Here is a 16444-nt window from a genome sequence, read left to right on the forward strand (position 1 = left end):
GATCAGGTAACGAATCCCTATCCGGGCTGCAATACCCTCCACTCATCTGGAAAAATCGCCCCTTACGACCCCAAGAAAGGCATTTTCATGATCTCCCGGGCCCGGCAGCTGCTGGCCGCCGCGCTGAGCGGCGCGCTGCTGATGCTGCCTGCCCACACGGGGATCGCCGCCGCGCAGACAGCGCAGACCGCGCAGGCCGGTAAGGCCACCGCCGCGGCCGGCAAGGTGCAGAGCATCGCCCTCGCCAAGACCGCCGCGGACGTCAAGCGGGTCGCCGACTACTGGAAGCCCGAGAAGTTCAAGCACACCGACAGCTTCAGCCCGGCCACGCCCGGCGCCGCCGTCGTGCCGAAGTCCACGTCCACGTCCGCGGGCGGCGCCGCCGGCCCTGCCGCACGCAAAGCGAGCGCCACGAGCACCGGCAAGCTCGGCGCCGGCCGCCTCGCCGCGCCCGCGCTGCCGCGCAAGGGCGCCCAGGTCGGCAGCACGATGGGCAAGGTCTTCTTCCGCTTCGGCGACAAGGAGTACTGGTGCTCGGCCAGCGCGGTCACGGCCAGGAACCGCAGCGTGGTCGCCACCGCCGGGCACTGCGCCTACGACCCGCGGCAGGGCAAGGTCGCCGACTACTGGATCTTCGTCCCCAACCCGGGCCTCGGCGGCGAGCAGCCGATGGGCATCTACGTGGCCTCGTCCATCAGCCTGCACGAGGACTGGATCGGCAGGGGCGACTACGACTACGACTACGCCTTCGTCACCGTCCACCGCGGCTTCGCCTGGGTGAACAAGAACGGCCAGTACATCATGCAGGACGTCGGCCGGCTCCAGGACAACGTGGGCGGCCTCGGCCTGGAGCTCAACAGGAAGCCGGGCACCTACACGGCCGCGGCCTTCGGCTACCCGGCCGGGGCGCAGCCCGACGGCAACCGCCTGTACGACGGCAAGACGCTGCGGATGTGCCGCGAGGGCCGGACGAGCTGGAACAAGCCCGCCCCGCCGCTCGACCTGCAGAAGGGCGTGCAGCTCCCGGAGTGCGACTTCAGCGCGGGCACCAGCGGCGGCCCCTGGGTGATCGGCTACGACCCGGACCGCAAGATCGGCAGCCTGGCCGGCGTCAACAGCCTGAACTGGGACCGCAACGGCGACAAGCGCTACGACGCGATCTCCTCGCCCTACTTCGACACGGTCGCGGGCACGGTCTACCAGCGCGCGGCGGCGCAGAGCACGCCCGCGAAAATCGCCTGACGACACACCTTTCCAGCAAATGTGACCCAAGTCATATGCAACCGGTCGGTCACTGCGTGCGATCAGCCGATCTCCGGATCTCGGGAAGGTCGCGGCGACCACTGGAACGTTGACGCGCTCTCCTCACAACTTCCACACCTGTGGTCAGCGTTATAGGTTCCGGGTCGTCCAATTTTGCTGAGTTTCGTCAGGTGCACGAGGCGCCTCATGTCAGCACAACCTGGAGTTATCGTGACCCGAATCCTTCTGCCCGCCGGCGGCGCGATCCTCGCCACCGGCCTGCTCGCGGCCGGCCTGTCCGGCACCGCGCAGGCCGACGGGGGCGTCTCCCACGACCCCATGGCCCGCAGCAACGCCCAGGCCGCCTCGGTCGCCTCCTTCTGGCTCGCCTCGAACGGCGCCGCCCTGCGCGCCGCGAAGCAGTACACCTGGGACTCCAAGGAGGTCAGGAAGGTCGTCTCCAAGGGCGGCTACACCCCTGACGGCCGCCCCGGCACCACGGCGCCGACCGGCTCGGCGAAGTCCGCGGGCAGTGCCCAGAACGTCAACCTGCCCCGCACCGTCGGCAAGGTCTTCTTCGTCGACGGCCACGGCAAGTTCCGCTGGTGCTCGGCCACCTCCGTCCAGTCGAACCAGCGCAACCTGGTCGCCACCGCCGGCCACTGCGTCTACGACACCGACACCAACAAGGCCGTCATGGACAACTGGGTCTTCGTGCCCGGTTACTACCAGGGCAAGGCCCCGTGGGGCATCTACGTCGGCAAGCAGGCCTTCACCCACTACGACTTCGACGTCTACGAGGACTACGACAAGGACTACGCCTTCGTCACCGTCTACAACGGCATCCTCTTCGACGGCGTCAAGCAGGTGAACCGCCGCGACTACGAGCGCTTCACCGGCCCCAAGCGCCGCTGGGGCGGCCACTACTACATCCTGCTGTCGAAGGACGCGGGCCGGCTCGGCGACGTCGTCGGCGGCCAGGGCTTCGCCTGGAACCAGGCGAGCGGCAAGTACGTCCGCACCTTCGGCTACCCGGCCGCGCCGCACCCGGACGGCAGCAAGCCGTACAGCGGCGTCACGCCCAAGCACTGCTACGGGCGGACGACAGGGAAGGCCGTGGGGGCCTCCTGGCTGAAGATCGAGGAGCACATCGGGCTCAAGTGCGCCGTGACGCCCGGCTACGACGGCGGTCCCTGGCTGCTGAACTACAGCAACGCCAAGCGCGGCGGCTACGTCAACGGCGTCACCAGCACCTTCGCCGACCAGGACGGCAACGACCGCATCGACCACATCACCTCGCCGTACTTCGACGGTGAGACGGCCGCGGTCTACAACGCGGCCAAGAACGTCTGGTCCGGCAGGATCGTCGGCCCGAAGGGCGAGCTCTACAAGTAGGCACCACCGAGCCCTGCCAGGGGAACGCGAGGGCCTCCGCCAGTCATGGCGGGGGCCCTCGCGCTGCTTCCTGTGAGTTCCGGACCGCTTCCTGAAGATCACCTGTGAAGATCGGCCGGAATTAGACGGGAGACACCCGATTTCGGTTCCTGTGATCTATGTCACATACTCGCCATGATCACCCGCTAACGGAACTTTCTTCCCGCAAGCTGCAAACCCCATCTACCCTGCAAAAACAGCCACAACACGGGACGGCCTCTGACAGATAACGACGAGGTAACGGGGGTAACGGGGCCTTCCGAATCGTCCAGACCGGGTTTCACCTGCGGAGATCACCGCGCTATGTTCCTTGCAATCCCTTTACTGACGCATGGGCCGCGTGTTGCGACCCACGACAGACCAAGGAGCAGTTCCCTTGAAGCGCATCCTCATCCCCGCCGGTGGCGCCATCCTGGCTACCGGCCTTCTGGCCGCCGGCCTGGCCGGTTCGGCCCAGGCCGACACGGACGTCGCCAAGGACAACATGGCGACCACCGCGGCCAACGCCAAGGCGATCGCCCAGTTCTGGGCGGAGAACAACGGTGCTGCCCTCAAGGCCGCCAAGGAGTCCAACGTCTGGGACAAGACCGACGTGGCCAAGCTCCAGACCAAGGGTGGCTACAGCTCGGACACCAAGCCGGGCTCGACCGCCCCGATCGGCGAAGAGAAGAAGACCACCGCGAAGGTTCAGAACGTGAACCTGCCGAAGACCATCGGCAAGGTCTTCTTCGTCAACGGCAAGGGCGAGAAGAAGTGGTGCTCCGCCACTTCCCTCCAGTCCAAGTACCGCAACCTGGTCGCCACGGCCGGCCACTGCGTCTACGACACCGGCTCCAACAGCGATGTCATGAGCAAGTGGGTCTTCGTGCCGGGCTACTACCAGGGCAAGGCCCCCTGGGGCATCTACGTGGGCAAGACCGCCTACACCCACTACGACTTCGACGTCTACGAGGACTACGACCGCGACTACGCGTTCGTCACCGTCTACAACGGTGTCTCCCTCGGCGGCGGGACCGCGAAGAAGGTCACGAAGTCGCAGTTCGACGCCCACACCGGCATCAAGGACGCCAAGGACGTCGAGATCAGCCGGGACGAGTTCCGCAAGGCGAAGCTCGACCCCACCTCCACCGACTCCTACTGGGTCAAGCGTGGCGAGAAGGCCAAGAAGGTCGGCCCCGACTACCCGGGCGCCGTGGTGGAGAAGGTCGAGACCACCAGCGACAAGTACCGCATCGCGCGGGTCGGCAAGGGCGAGGGCTACAAGTTCGGTGAGCCCATCACCGAGCAGGTCTCCAAGGCCGACTGGGACAAGTACAGGGGTCCCGGCGAGAAGAAGTCGGACAACCGCGGCAACTACACGATCACGCACTACTACGTGCAGTCGTGGGTCCTCCCGGGCTCGGACACCAAGTTCTACAAGACCGAGTTCTACATCATCGAGGGCTTCGCCAAGGACGCCGGCCGCCTCGGCGACAACGTCGGCGGCCAGGGCTTCGCCTGGAACCAGCCGACCGGCAAGTACGTCCGCGTGTTCGGCTACCCGGCCGCTCCTCACCCCGACGGCAACAAGAACTACACCGGCGTCACGCCGAAGTGGTGCTACGGCAAGACCACCAAGAAGCTGGTCGGTTCCGCCGCCAAGAAGATCGAGGAGCACGTGGCCCTCAAGTGCGCCATGACCGAGGGCGCCGACGGTGGTCCGTGGCTGTACAAGTACAGCAACGCCAAGCGTCTCGGCTACGTCAACGGTGTCACCAGCACCTTCAACGACCAGGACGGCAACGGCCGCGTGGACTACATCTCGTCGCCGTACTTCGACGGCGAGACCAACACGGTCTACAAGGCCGCGGCCTCCAACTGGTCCGGCAAGATCGTCTAAGTGACACACCGCGACCGGTCGTGAACCGTTCGTAGCGAAGGGCCCGGCCTCCAGCCGGGCCCTTTCTGCGTTCCGGCCCGAATGTGAAGGGCTTTGGACGCACGCCGGGCCCAGACGGTGCCATCAGAGCACTGTGATCTGCGTCACACTCCTCGCGGAGCGGAGATCTCGGGAGCGCCGGCGCTCCGCGGACCGCCCTCACAACTCCCTTATGTTGATCAGGGCAAATGACCGCAAGGGCCGCTTCCCTCAACTCCTGCGCACGAGCCGTCTAAACATCACAGAACGATTACGCCCGACTTGTCGCCTCTTTTCCTTCCAAAGCGACTACCCGAGCTCAAGATCAACACTGTATGTTCCTGGCTATCCCTTTACTGACGCATGGGACGCAAGAGGCGTTCCACGACAGCGCAAGGAGTTACCTTGAAGCGCATCCTCCTCCCCGCCGGTGGCGCCATCCTGGCCACCGGTCTGCTGGCTGCTGGTCTGGCCGGCACGGCTTCCGCCTCGGGTGTCGTCGACGACGCGCCGCTGACCCCGAACAACAAGGTCGCCGAGACCGTTGACTTCTGGTTCAAGGCGAACGGCGCCGCCCTCCGGGCCGCGTCCGTGTACCGCTACGACTACAAGGAAGTCAACAAGCTCGTCCAGAAGGGCGGCTACTCCCCGGACACCAAGCCGGGCTCCACCGCCCCGATTGGCGAGGAGAAGAAGGCCGCCGTCAAGGTCCAGAACGTGAACCTGCCGAAGACCGTCGGTAAGGTGTTCTTCGAGGGCCGCGACGGCAAGCTGTACTGGTGCTCCGCCACCTCGATCCAGTCGACCTACCACAACCTGGTCGCCACCGCTGGTCACTGCGTGTACCAGACCGGTGCGAACGGGCACGTCCTCGACAAGTGGGTCTTCGTCCCGGGTTACTACCAGGGCAAGGCTCCGTGGGGCATCTACGTGGGTAAGCAGGCCTTCACCCACTACGACTTCTCCACGATGGAGGACTACGACAAGGACTACGCCTTCGTCACCGTCTACAACGGCATCACGCTGGGTGGCGGCGACGCCAAGAAGGTGACCAAGTCGGAGTTCGACGCGTACCAGGGTCTCAAGGAGGCCAAGGACGTCGAGATCTCCAAGGAGGAGTTCCTCAAGGGCAAGCTCGACCCGACCTCCACGGACTCCTACTGGGTGAAGCGCGGCGAGCGCACCAAGAAGGTCGGCCCGGACTACCCGGGTGCGGTCGTCGAGAAGGTCGAGGTTAGCTACCAGACCTACAAGAACGCCCGCATCGGCAAGGGCGAGGGCTACAAGTTCGGCGAGCCCATCACCGAGATGGTCTCGAAGCGGGACTACGACCGCTACGAGGGCCCCGGCTACAAGAACGTCGACAAGCAGGGCAACTACACCATCACCCACTTCTACACGCAGTCGTGGGTGCTGCCCGGCAGCGACACCAAGTTCTTCAAGACCGAGTTCTACCTCATCGAGAACTTCGTCAAGGACGCGGGTCGTCTGGGCGACAACGTCGGTGGCCAGGGCTTCGCCTGGAACCAGCCGACCGGCAAGTACGTCCGTACCTTCGGGTACCCGGGTGGCGAGCACCCCGACGGCAACAAGCCCTACACGGGTGTCACGCCGAAGTGGTGCTACGGCAAGACCAGCACCAAGCGGACCGTGGTCGCGGCCATCAAGGCCGAGGAGCTCGTGTCCCTGAAGTGCGCCGTCACCCCCGGCTACAACGGCTCGCCGTGGCTGCTCAAGTACAGCAACGCCAAGCGTCTCGGCTACGTCAACGGTGTCACCACCGCGGTGTTCGGCGACGTGGACGGCAACAACCGCTACGACACGATCTTCTCGTCGTACTTCGACGGCGAGACGGCCGCTGTCTACAAGGCTGCTGCCGCTCTGTGGTCCGGCAAGATGTCCTAATTCAGGACATCCTCTGGAGCTGGGGGTCCAAACCTCAGACCACTGCTTTACCCGAAGGGCTCGGCTTTCGCCGGGCCCTTCGGCCTATCTGGGGACAAATCCGAGAAGGACCCTTACCAGAACGATCATTGATCGATAGGGTCCTTACGCTGTTTCTTGACAACCGCCGTGGAGCCTCCCGTTGAAGCGCCTGCTCATCCCCCTCGCCGCCGCCGGCCTGACCGCCGCCACCTTCGCCTTCCCCGCCAGTGCCGAGCCGCACTGGGCCACCGACCCGCTCGCGCCGAAGCCCGCTGACGCCTACAGCAGCGCGAACTTCTGGCTCGACGCCAACGGCGCCGCCCTGCGCAAGGCCACCCAGTACTACTGGGACTTCAAGAACGTGCCCAAGCTCGTGGGCGCCCAGAGCAAGACCCCCGACGACGGCAAGCCCGGCCTGACCGCACCCACTGGGTCCGTCGCCACCGCCACCAAGGTGAAGAACGTCAACCTGCCGAAGACCATCGGCAAGGTCTTCTTCATCGACCGCTCCGGCAAGTACCGCTGGTGCTCGGCCACCTCCATCCAGTCCCGCCATCGCAACCTGGTCGTCACCGCTGGCCACTGCGTGTACGAGCGCGGCAAGGACGTCTTCCGCAAGTGGGTCTTCATCCCCGGCTACTACCAGGGCAAGGCCCCCTGGGGCATCTACGTCGGCGCCTACGCCTTCACCGCCTACGACCTCGACACCTATGACGACTACGACGGCGACTACGCCTTCGTGGCCGTTCACAACGGCGTCGAGCTCGGCGCCGAGAAGGAGGTCCCGCTCAGCGAGTACAAGGCGTGGCAGGGCGACAAGTGGATCAAGCCGCGGGAGATCTCCAAGGAGGACTTCCTCAAGTGCCAGCTCAACCTCGGCGAGTGCTGGTCCGAGGGTGAGGACAAGGCCTCCGACCTGGTCGGCCCCGACCACCCGGACGCGGTCCTGGAGAAGGTCGAGACCACCAAGGCGAAGTACGTCGCCGCCAAGGTCGGCAAGGGCCAGGGCTTCAAGTTCGGCGAGCCGGTCGTCGAGCAGGTGTCCAAGAAGGAGTGGGACGACTACAAGGGCCCGGGTGACAAGGGCACCGGCCCCGACAAGGCCGGCAACTACTCCATCACCCACTACTACACGCAGAAGTGGGTCAAGCCCGGCACGTCCCGCAAGTACTTCGAGGGCCACTACTTCATCGGCGTCGCCAAGGATCTCGGCCGGCTCGGTGACGTCGTCGGCGGCCAGGGCTTCGCCTGGAACCAGCCCATGGGCCAGAACGTCATCGCCTTCGGCTACCCGAGCGCCCCGCACCCCGACGGCGACAGGCCCTACACCGGCCTGACGCCGAAGTACTGCATGGGCAAGACCGCCACGAAGACGTACCAGATCAACACCTTCAAGGTGGAGACCCACCAGGCGCTCAAGTGCTCGATGACGCCGGGCGCCGACGGCGGCCCCTGGCTGATCAAGTACAACAACAACAAGCGCACCGGTTACGTCAACGGCCTGACGAGCACCTTCGCCGACCAGGACGGCAACAACCGGATCGACTTCATCAGCTCGCCGTACTTCGACGGCGAGGTCGCCGACGTCTACAACCAGGCGAGCCTGGCCGAGACGAAGGCCATCGTGAGCCCGAAGGGCGAACTGCTGCAGTAACCCGGCAGAGCGGCCCGGAGCGTCCCGCGTGGACGCTCCGGGCCGTCCGCTTTTCCTCAGACCGCCGCGAGCTGGCGGGTGGCCTCGTGCAACTCAGCCACCGCCCCCTCATGTTTGTACGGCTCCAGCCGCCGCCGCAGGTCCGCGGCGTAGGACCGGGACCGGGCGGACTGCAGCTCACCGGCGAGCGACAGCGCCCTGGAGGCGACCACGCAGGACTGCTCCAGCTCCCCGCACTGGAGCAGCCCGGCCGACAGCAGGGACAGGTTGAACATCCGCCCCCGCACGAAGCGGGAGTCCATGTCGAGCGAGCGCCGCGCGTGCTGGACGGTCCGGTGGCCGTCACCGAGGTCGCGGAAGCAGTGGGCGAACTTGGCGGACAGGTAGGCCTCGTCGAAGTAGCCGAGCCACGAGGGCTCGTCGGCGGGCTTGCGGACCTCGAAGAAGTGCTCGGCCTGGTTGAGCGAGGCGCCGCAGGAGCGGGAGTCGCCCCGCGCCGCGTGCGCGTGCGCCTCCAGGACGTGCGCGGAGGCCAGCAGGGTGCCGACGCCCGCGCCGCGCGCCGCGAGCTGGGCCGCCCGCGCCAGGTCGAGCGCGTGGTCCGGCTGGCCCATGTAGATGGCCTGGTGGGCCATGCCGGCCAGGATCTCGCCGCCGAGGGTCTGGTCGCCGGCACCCCTGGCCAGGCGGAGCGCCTGGATGAGGTAGCGCTGCGCGAGACCGTGCTGCTCCATGTCGTAGGCCATCCAGCCGGCCAGCCGGGTCAGCTCGGCGGCGGCCGCCGCGAGCTGCCGGCCGGTGGCGTCGCCGTAGAGGCCGTCCTTGAGCAGCGGCGTAACGGCGGTGTCGAGATATTTGATGACGGACGCGCGGACCCGGCCGCTGCCGAAACGGTTGTCGAGCTCCCCGAAGGACCGGGTCACCTCTTGGATGGCGGCGATGTCGGCGCGGCCGACGCGCCGCGCCCCGCCGCCGCTCGGACGTCCCTCGGGTGGGGACGTCAGCCAGCGGACGGCTCCGACCGAGCCTGCTCCGATGGCGAAGGTCGAGTCGATCAGGAACCGCCGTCTTTCCACGTCGGCCCGCCACAGTGCGGTCACGGTCGCGACCCCCTCCTGCCAGGTGTGCGTGAACTCCTGTCCAAGATCGAGGGGCGTGACGACGGCGGGCATGCCCAGGTCTTCCGTGGTGACCGGCCTGCCCAGGCGCATCGCGAAGATCTCCGTGAGCAGTCCGGGGACCGGGTCCCTCGGTCGCTGGCCACCGATCCAGCGCAGCACCGAACTATGGTCATATTTGAGGCCCGGAGTGCCGCGGGCGGCACCCAGGTCGTTGAGGCGCCTGGCCAGTCCCTTGTGGGAGAAACCCGCCTCCGCGATGAGCTGCTGCAGCAGCCGGTTGGGCTCGCGTTCCATCGCTCTCCTCTGCACAGGAGTCGGCGCCCACGGTCATTACAGAGAGCTACAGTTATAGCACCTTGGGTAAAGGATGAGGGCCGTTCCCAAAGGTTGCCCCAACTCTCTGCAACAACTTCCCCCAGCAGCTTCCTGCAGCTCGACCGTCACCGGCTCAACGCGGCGGCGGGCGGGGCCCGCAAGAGCCCCGCCCGCCGAAAACCACTGCAGCAAGCCGATCAGAGCCGGGCGACCCCGTCGGCGCGCGCCTGGGCGGCCACCGCGGCGGTGACGGCGGGCGCGACGCGCTCGTCGAAGGGGCTCGGGATGACGTACGTCGCGGCGAGGTCGTCGCCCACGACGGCGGCGAGCGCGTCGGCCGCGGCCACCTTCATGTTCTCGGTGATCGTGGAGGCCCGCACGTCGAACGCGCCCCGGAACACGCCGGGGAAGGCCAGCACGTTGTTGATCTGGTTGGGGAAGTCGGAGCGGCCGGTCGCGACGACCGCGGCGTGCCGGGCGGCGACCTCGGGGTGGACCTCGGGGGTGGGGTTGGACAGGGCGAAGACGATCGAGCCGTCGGCCATGGAGGCGATGGCCTGCTCGCTGACCGTCGAGCCGGACAGCCCGACGAACACGTCGGCGCCGGCCAGGGCCTCCTCGGTGGAGCCGGTGAGCCCGGCCCTGTTGGTGTCGCGGGCGAGCGCCTCCTTGACCGGGTTGAGCCCCTCCCTGCCCTGGTAGATCAGGCCCTTGGAGTCGGAGACCGCGATGTCGCCGATGCCGGCCTCCAGCAGGATGCGGGTCACCGCGACGCCGGAGGCGCCCGCGCCCGCGACGACCGCCCGCAGGTCGCCGAGGGTCCGGCCGGTCAGCCGGGCGGCGTTCTGGAGCGCGGCGAGCACCACGATGGCGGTGCCGTGCTGGTCGTCGTGGAAGACGGGGATGTCGAGCAGGTCGCGCAGGCGGGCCTCGACCTCGAAGCAGCGCGGCGCGCTGATGTCCTCGAGGTTGATGCCGCCGAACGACGGCGCGAGCCGCGCCACGGTCTCGACGAGCGCGTCGACGTCGGTGCAGTCGAGGCAGATGGGCACGGCGTCGACGCCGCCGAACTCCTTGAACAGCAGCGCCTTGCCCTCCATGACGGGCATGGCGGCCGCCGGGCCGATGTCCCCGAGGCCGAGCACGGCGGTGCCGTCGGAGACCACGGCGACGACCCTGGAGGCCCAGGTGTAGTCGTGGGCGAGCGCCGGCGTCTCGGCGATGGCGGTGCAGACCCGGGCGACGCCGGGCGTGTAGGCGAGCGACAGGTCGTCGGCGTCGCGGACCGGAATGGTGGAGCGGATCTCGATCTTGCCGCCGCGGTGCAGCGCGAAGGCGGGATCGAGATCGAGGTTTTCGACGGATGAGGAACCTGGCGCAGAAGCGGGCGTGACAGCCACAGCGACCCCTGGAGTCATCGGAAGCGGAACAACCTTCGGCGGATGATCGCGAGCGGGATGGCTTCTGTAGCTGCCAGGGTCCCCTCGGCGTCATCTCGTGATGGGGGTTCGGGGGTCACCCGTCACCCCATAGTGCCACATCGTGAGACGGTGGTCCGAGCCAGCGTCCCCGCTGGGGCACCATGGGGCACCCGGATGGACGGTTCGAGGCCGTTCCGTTGACGCATCGTTAAACCGCTGATGACGGAACGGCGCAAAATCGCATCTAAACTGCACAAAACGCAAGTTCTGTGGCTTTTCACTTCATAGGAGGCCGTACATGGCCCTCAGCCCCAAGGGCCGCCGTGGCTACGCCGCCGGCGCGCTCGCCCTGACCGCCGCTCTCGCCCTGTCCGCGTGCGGCAGCGACTCCGGCTCGGGCGGCGCCGACACCAGCGCCAGCGCCGGCACCGGCTCGGGCGCCGCCGCGGTGAAGCTGGTGCAGCCCGGCAAGCTCACGGTCTGCACCAACATCCCCTACGAGCCGTTCCAGTTCAAGGACGCGAGCGGCAACGTCGTCGGCTTCGACGTCGACATCGTCGACCTCGCCGCCAAGAAGCTCGGCGTCACCCAGAACATCGTGGACATCGACTTCGCGGTGATCAAGAGCGGCGCCGCCATGGCCGCCGGCAAGTGCGACGTGGCCGCCGCGGGCATGACCATCACCCCCGAGCGGGCCCAGAACATCACCTTCTCCGACCCGTACTTCGACGCCACGCAGGCCCTGCTGGCCAAGAAGGGCACGGGCGCGAAGTCCCTGGAGGACGTCAAGGCGAAGGGTCTCAAGCTCGGCGCCCAGGCCAGCACCACCGGCCTCGACTACGCCAAGAAGCAGGGCTTCAACCCCACCGAGTACGCCGACTCCCCCAAGGAGCTGCTGGCGCTCCAGGCCGGCCAGGCCGACGTCATCATCCAGGACCTGCCGGTCGTGCTCACCTGGCTGAAGAAGCCGGAGGTCGCCGAGAAGTTCGAGCTGATCGCCAGCCTCGACACCGGCGAGCAGTACGGCATCGGCCTGAAGAAGGACGCCGACCCGACCCTCGTCAAGACCATCAACGAGGAGCTGGCCAAGGCCAAGCAGGACGGCACCTACGAGAAGATCTACGTGAAGTGGTTCGGCAAGAAGCCCGGCGAGCTGGGCTGACCCATGACCGACCTGCCCAAGACGGCTGAGCCTGCCCGCGCCAGGCTCAGCCCGCGGAAGAAGCAGCAGATCAGCCGCGCCGTCCAGTACGCCGTGCTGGTCGTCGCGCTGGTCGCCGTCATCCTGTACGCCGACTGGGGCAGCCTGGCGCAGAACTTCGCCAAGCCCGACGTGGCCGGGCACGCGCTGCCCGAGCTGTTCACGGTCGCGCTGCGCAACACGATCATCTACGCGGTCGGCGGGTTCGTCTTCGCGTTCGTGCTGGGGCTGCTGCTGGCCCTCATGCGGCTGTCGCAGGTGCGGCCGTACCGGTGGATCGCGATCGTCTACATCGAGATCTTCCGCGGCCTGCCCGCGCTGCTGATCTTCCTGATGATCACCTTCCTGCCGCTGGCGCTGCCCGGCTTCCAGGTGCCCTTCGGCACGTACGGGCAGGGCATCCTCGGCCTGGGCCTGGTCGGCGCCGCCTACCAGGCGGAGGTCTTCCGCGCGGGCCTCCAGGCCGTGCCCAAGGGCCAGACGGAGGCGGCCAGGTCGCTCGGCATGTCCGCCACCCGCGCCCAGGTCACGGTGATCATCCCGCAGGCCATCAGGATGGTCATCCCGCCGACCACGAACCAGTTCGTGGCGCTGCTCAAGGACTCCTCCCTGGTGCTGTTCCTGGGCGTGTCCGGCGAGTACGTCGAGCTGGCCAAGTTCGGCAACGACCTGGCCTCCCAGTACGCCAACGCCACGCCGATCATGGTGGCGGGCGTGACGTACCTGATCGTCACCATCCCGCTGGGATACCTCGCCTCCCGGCTGGAGGGGCGCAAGGGGAGGAAGCGATGACGCACGCCATCGAGATCGCGGACCTGCACAAGTCCTTCGGCGACAACCAGGTGCTCCAGGGCATCGACCTGACCGTCGAGCCCGGCCAGGTGGTGTGCGTCATCGGCCCGTCGGGCTCGGGCAAGTCCACCCTGCTGCGCTGTGTGAACCTGCTGGAGACGCCCACCAGGGGCAAGGTCTTCGTGGAGGGCGTCGAGGTCACCGACCCCGACGTGGACCTCGACGCGGTACGCCGCCGCATCGGCATGGTCTTCCAGCAGTTCAACCTGTTCCCGCACATGACCGCGCTGCAGAACGTCATGATCGCCCAGCAACGGGTGCTGAAGCGGAGCAGGAGCGAGGCCGAGGCCGTCGCCAGGGAGAACCTGGAGAAGGTGGGCGTCGCCGACAAGTGCGACACCCATCCCGGCCAGTTGTCGGGCGGGCAGCAGCAGCGCGTCGCGATCGCCCGCGCCCTGGCCATGAACCCCGACCTCATGCTCTTCGACGAGCCCACCTCCGCGCTCGACCCCGAGCTGGTCGGCGACGTGCTCGCCGTCATGCGCAAGCTGGCGGAGGAGGGCATGACCATGCTCGTGGTCACCCACGAGATGGGCTTCGCCCGCGAGGTGGCCGACCGGGTGGTGTTCATGGACGGCGGCGTCGTCGTCGAGGACGGCCCGGCGTCCCAGGTGATCGGCGACCCCGCCCAGGAGCGGACGAAGACGTTCCTGCGGCGCGTGCTGCACCCCGAGGGCTGACCACGGTGGGGGCTCCGGCGCGGGCCGGAGCCCCCACCGGGCGTGTAATACTCCGGCATGGACCTGACCTCTTACGCCGCGTGGGCGGTCCGGCTCGTCAACGATCTCGTGCCGCCGCCCGAGCTGATCCGGCTGCGCCAGGAGCTGGCCGCGGTCTTCGACGTGGCCGGCGACGAGCGGGCCGTGGCCGAGCGGCTCAACGCCCTGCTCGTGCGCTATCCCGTACGTCCCCAGCTCTCCGCCCACGACGGCGGGGCCTGGCACCTGCACCTGGCCGAGGACCCGGCGGCCACCGCCGTGATGGGCCTCGCCGCGGTCGTCGCGGAGCTGGGCGCGGACCGGCTGGGCCGCTGCCGCGAGCCGCGCTGCGGCCGGGCCTTCCTCGACACCTCCTCCAACCGCTCCCGCCGCTACTGCTCGGCCCGCTGCGCCAGCCGGGCCAACGTGGCCGCCTACCGGGCCCGCCGCCGCCAGGAGACGCCCTGAGGCCGTCCTGAGCCCGTTCTGAGCTGCCCCCGGGCCGCGCTCACCGCCGCCGGCGGACCAGCGGCCAGTAGCGCAGCACGACGCGCCCCACGATGTCGTGGACCGGCCCGAAGTCCCAGCTGTCCCGCCGGCCGCTCGCCCGCTGGTTGTCGCTCTCCAGCCACCATCCGTCCGCCCCGTGCCACTGCGCCCGTTTCACGATGAGCCGTTCAGGTTCGCCGGGCAGCCGGGCCACGACCACGTCGCCGGGGCGCACGGGGACGTTCCTGCGGACGAGGAGCCAGTCGCCGGGGACCAGACCGGGTCGCATGGAATCGCCCTCGACACGCACTCTCATCGGCTCTACCCCCCACTCCGCCGCCTTCCGGACCCGAGTAAGGTCGGTTGTGGACCAAGCTGATTCAGCATCCAGGAAGGACTTTCCGATGCTCGCACGACTGCTACGACCCAAGCACGTCGCCTCCGCGCACTGCGACCTGCCCTGCGGGGTCTACGACCCCGCCCAGGCCCGCATCGAGGCCGAGTCGGTCAAGGCAATCATGGAGAAGTACGCGGCCAACGAGGACCCGGTGTTCCGCGGCCGCGCGCTGCACATCAAGGAGGAGCGCGCTGAGCTGGTCAAGCACCACCTCTGGGTGCTCTGGACCGACTACTTCAAGCCGCCGCACCTTGAGCAGTACCCTCAGCTCCACCAGCTCTTCTGGGACGCCACGAAGCTCGCGGGCGCCGCGGGCGCCAAGGGCACGGTCGACGTCGCCAAGGCGGACGAGCTGCTGGGCAAGATCGACGAGATCTCCAAGATCTTCTGGGAGACCAAGGCTGCCTAAAACGGCACAAAGGCTCTGCGCGGTCCACGACCGCGCAGAGCCTTTTCCGTAGATGGCGAGTCTGATTCGTCCAAGCACCTCTCCGGGGCGGTAAGTTGCAGTTGGCGTCGGATATGCGAGGAGGAACGTGACCGAGGAAACCGAGACGCGCGCGCAGGGCGTGGCCGGCATCCGCGACGTGGTGAGCATCCGGCTCCCCGCCGCGAGCGCCTACCTGTCCGTGCTGCGTACGGCCACCGCTGGGCTGGCGGCGCGGCTGGACTTCACGCTGGACGAGATCGAGGACCTGCGGATCGCGGTCGACGAGGCGTGCGCCATGCTGCTCAACGAGGCGGTGCCCGGCACCGACCTCACCGCCGAGTTCGAGCTGACCGGGCAGGAGATGCAGGTCAGGGTCGAGGTGGCGACGGTCGGAAGTTCCGCGCCCAAGCGTGACGACTTCGCCTGGATGGTGCTCACCGCGCTGGCCGACGACGTCGACGCGGTGACCGACAGCGCCGACCGCATGGCCATCGTCCTCCGTAAGCGCCGAGGAACGGCCCAGAGCACGGCGGGGCCGGCGTGACGGAAAGGACTGGAGCCATGGCCACCAGCGAACACGCCGTGCCCGACAGGGTGCGCGCCCGTCAGCTCTTCGCCGAGCTGGCCGAGCTGGGCCCCGAGGAGCCGCGCCGTCAGCGCATCAGGGACGAGCTGGTCGAGCTCCACCTTCCCCTGGTCGAATACCTGGCTCGCCGCTTCCGCAACAGGGGCGAGTGGCTGGACGACCTGACCCAGGTCGCCACCATCGGTCTGATCAAGTCCATCGACCGTTTCGACCTCAACCGCGGCGTGGAGTTCTCCACCTACGCCACGCCCACCATCGTCGGCGAGATCAAGCGGCACTTCCGCGACAAGGGCTGGGCGGTCCGCGTGCCGCGCCGCCTGCAGGAGCTGAAGCTCTCGCTGACCAAGGCCATAAGCGATCTGTCGCAGCGCGAGGGCCGCGCCCCGACGGTCGCCGAGCTGGCCGCCTACCTCAAGATGACCGAGGAGGAGGTGCTGGAGGGGCTGGAGTCGGCCAACGCCTACTCGACGGTGTCCCTCGACGCGCCCGACTCCGGCGACGACGACGCCCCCGCGGTGTCCGACTCGCTCGGCATCGTGGACGAGTCGCTGGAAGGCGTCGAATACCGCGAGTCGCTCAAGCCGCTGCTGGAGCGGCTGCCGCCGCGCGAGAAGCGCATCCTGCTGCTGCGGTTCTTCGGCAACATGACGCAGTCGCAGATCGCCACCGAGCTCGGCATCTCACAGATGCACGTCTCCCGCCTGCTCGCCCGCACCCTCGCCCAGCTGCGCGAGGGCCTGACAGCCGAGGACTGACGGGTCAGGGCTGCTCGCGAACGTCG

The 16444-nt window shown here is 67.9% G+C and carries 15 protein-coding genes; 12 read left to right on the forward strand and 3 right to left on the reverse strand.

Features of this window, described 5'->3' with window-relative positions:
- Window positions 1–87 precede the first annotated feature (87 nt).
- From ABD292_RS41785 to ABD292_RS41805, 5 genes are all read left to right on the forward strand, one after another.
- Window positions 88–1242 (forward strand): trypsin-like serine peptidase, encoded by a 1155-nt coding sequence (locus tag ABD292_RS41785; protein WP_344217653.1) that lies wholly within the window; start codon window positions 88–90, stop codon window positions 1240–1242.
- Between the two features lie 231 nt (window positions 1243–1473).
- Window positions 1474–2637: a trypsin-like serine peptidase gene (locus ABD292_RS41790; RefSeq protein ID WP_344217655.1), complete on the forward strand. Its 1164-nt coding sequence runs from the start codon at window positions 1474–1476 to the stop codon at window positions 2635–2637.
- A 415-nt stretch (window positions 2638–3052) separates the two neighbouring features.
- A complete protein-coding gene (locus ABD292_RS41795; RefSeq protein WP_344217657.1) occupies window positions 3053–4555 on the forward strand; it encodes a trypsin-like serine peptidase in 1503 nt (500 codons plus the stop codon).
- A gap of 423 nt (window positions 4556–4978) precedes the next feature.
- Entirely contained in the window at window positions 4979–6478 is a 1500-nt protein-coding gene (locus ABD292_RS41800) for a trypsin-like serine peptidase (protein ID WP_344217659.1), read from the forward strand.
- A gap of 181 nt (window positions 6479–6659) precedes the next feature.
- Entirely contained in the window at window positions 6660–8153 is a 1494-nt protein-coding gene (locus tag ABD292_RS41805; protein WP_344217661.1) for a trypsin-like serine peptidase, read from the forward strand.
- A gap of 56 nt (window positions 8154–8209) precedes the next feature.
- Here ABD292_RS41805 and ABD292_RS41810 read toward each other — a convergent pair whose 3' ends face one another.
- On the reverse strand, window positions 8210–9568 hold the full coding sequence (locus ABD292_RS41810; protein WP_344217663.1) for an NsdA family TPR-like regulatory protein: 1359 nt from the start codon (window positions 9566–9568) through the stop codon (window positions 8210–8212).
- Window positions 9569–9786: 218 nt separating this feature from the next.
- Window positions 9787–10989, reverse strand: a complete 1203-nt coding sequence (locus ABD292_RS41815) for an NAD(P)-dependent malic enzyme (RefSeq protein WP_344217665.1) — start codon at window positions 10987–10989, stop codon at window positions 9787–9789.
- Window positions 10990–11308: 319 nt separating this feature from the next.
- On the opposite strand from ABD292_RS41815, the gene ABD292_RS41820 reads away from it, so the two are divergent.
- From ABD292_RS41820 to ABD292_RS41835, 4 genes are read left to right on the forward strand one after another with little or no spacing between them, the layout of a single operon-like run.
- On the forward strand, window positions 11309–12172 hold the full coding sequence (locus tag ABD292_RS41820) for an ABC transporter substrate-binding protein (protein WP_344217667.1): 864 nt from the start codon (window positions 11309–11311) through the stop codon (window positions 12170–12172).
- 3 nt (window positions 12173–12175) lie between these two features.
- Window positions 12176–13003: an amino acid ABC transporter permease gene (locus ABD292_RS41825; RefSeq protein ID WP_344217669.1), complete on the forward strand. Its 828-nt coding sequence runs from the start codon at window positions 12176–12178 to the stop codon at window positions 13001–13003.
- Entirely contained in the window at window positions 13000–13743 is a 744-nt protein-coding gene (locus ABD292_RS41830) for an amino acid ABC transporter ATP-binding protein (RefSeq protein WP_344217671.1), read from the forward strand. The genes ABD292_RS41825 and ABD292_RS41830 overlap by 4 nt, the downstream gene beginning before the upstream one ends.
- A gap of 57 nt (window positions 13744–13800) precedes the next feature.
- Window positions 13801–14229 (forward strand): CGNR zinc finger domain-containing protein, encoded by a 429-nt coding sequence (locus ABD292_RS41835; RefSeq protein WP_344217673.1) that lies wholly within the window; start codon window positions 13801–13803, stop codon window positions 14227–14229.
- A 40-nt stretch (window positions 14230–14269) separates the two neighbouring features.
- On the opposite strand, the gene ABD292_RS41840 is transcribed toward ABD292_RS41835, so the two are convergent.
- Window positions 14270–14539, reverse strand: coding sequence for a S24 family peptidase (locus tag ABD292_RS41840; RefSeq protein ID WP_425565243.1), 270 nt, complete (start codon window positions 14537–14539; stop codon window positions 14270–14272).
- 115 nt (window positions 14540–14654) lie between these two features.
- On the opposite strand from ABD292_RS41840, the gene sodN reads away from it, so the two are divergent.
- The 3 genes from sodN to ABD292_RS41855 all read left to right on the forward strand — a co-directional run bounded on the left by sodN (window position 14655) and on the right by ABD292_RS41855 (window position 16418).
- Window positions 14655–15056 carry a superoxide dismutase, Ni gene (sodN, locus tag ABD292_RS41845; RefSeq protein ID WP_242375941.1) on the forward strand — a complete coding sequence of 134 codons (402 nt, stop codon included), beginning with the start codon at window positions 14655–14657 and terminating at the stop codon, window positions 15054–15056.
- Window positions 15057–15183: 127 nt separating this feature from the next.
- Complete coding sequence (locus tag ABD292_RS41850; protein WP_329590254.1) at window positions 15184–15621, forward strand: ATP-binding protein; 438 nt, start codon at window positions 15184–15186, stop codon at window positions 15619–15621.
- Between the two features lie 17 nt (window positions 15622–15638).
- Window positions 15639–16418 carry an RNA polymerase sigma factor SigF gene (locus tag ABD292_RS41855; protein WP_177240539.1) on the forward strand — a complete coding sequence of 260 codons (780 nt, stop codon included), beginning with the start codon at window positions 15639–15641 and terminating at the stop codon, window positions 16416–16418.
- The last annotated feature ends 26 nt before the right edge of the window (window positions 16419–16444 follow it).

Origin of the sequence: Nonomuraea bangladeshensis (genome assembly GCF_039529455.1) — a bacterium.
Classification (GTDB): domain Bacteria; phylum Actinomycetota; class Actinomycetes; order Streptosporangiales; family Streptosporangiaceae; genus Nonomuraea; species Nonomuraea bangladeshensis.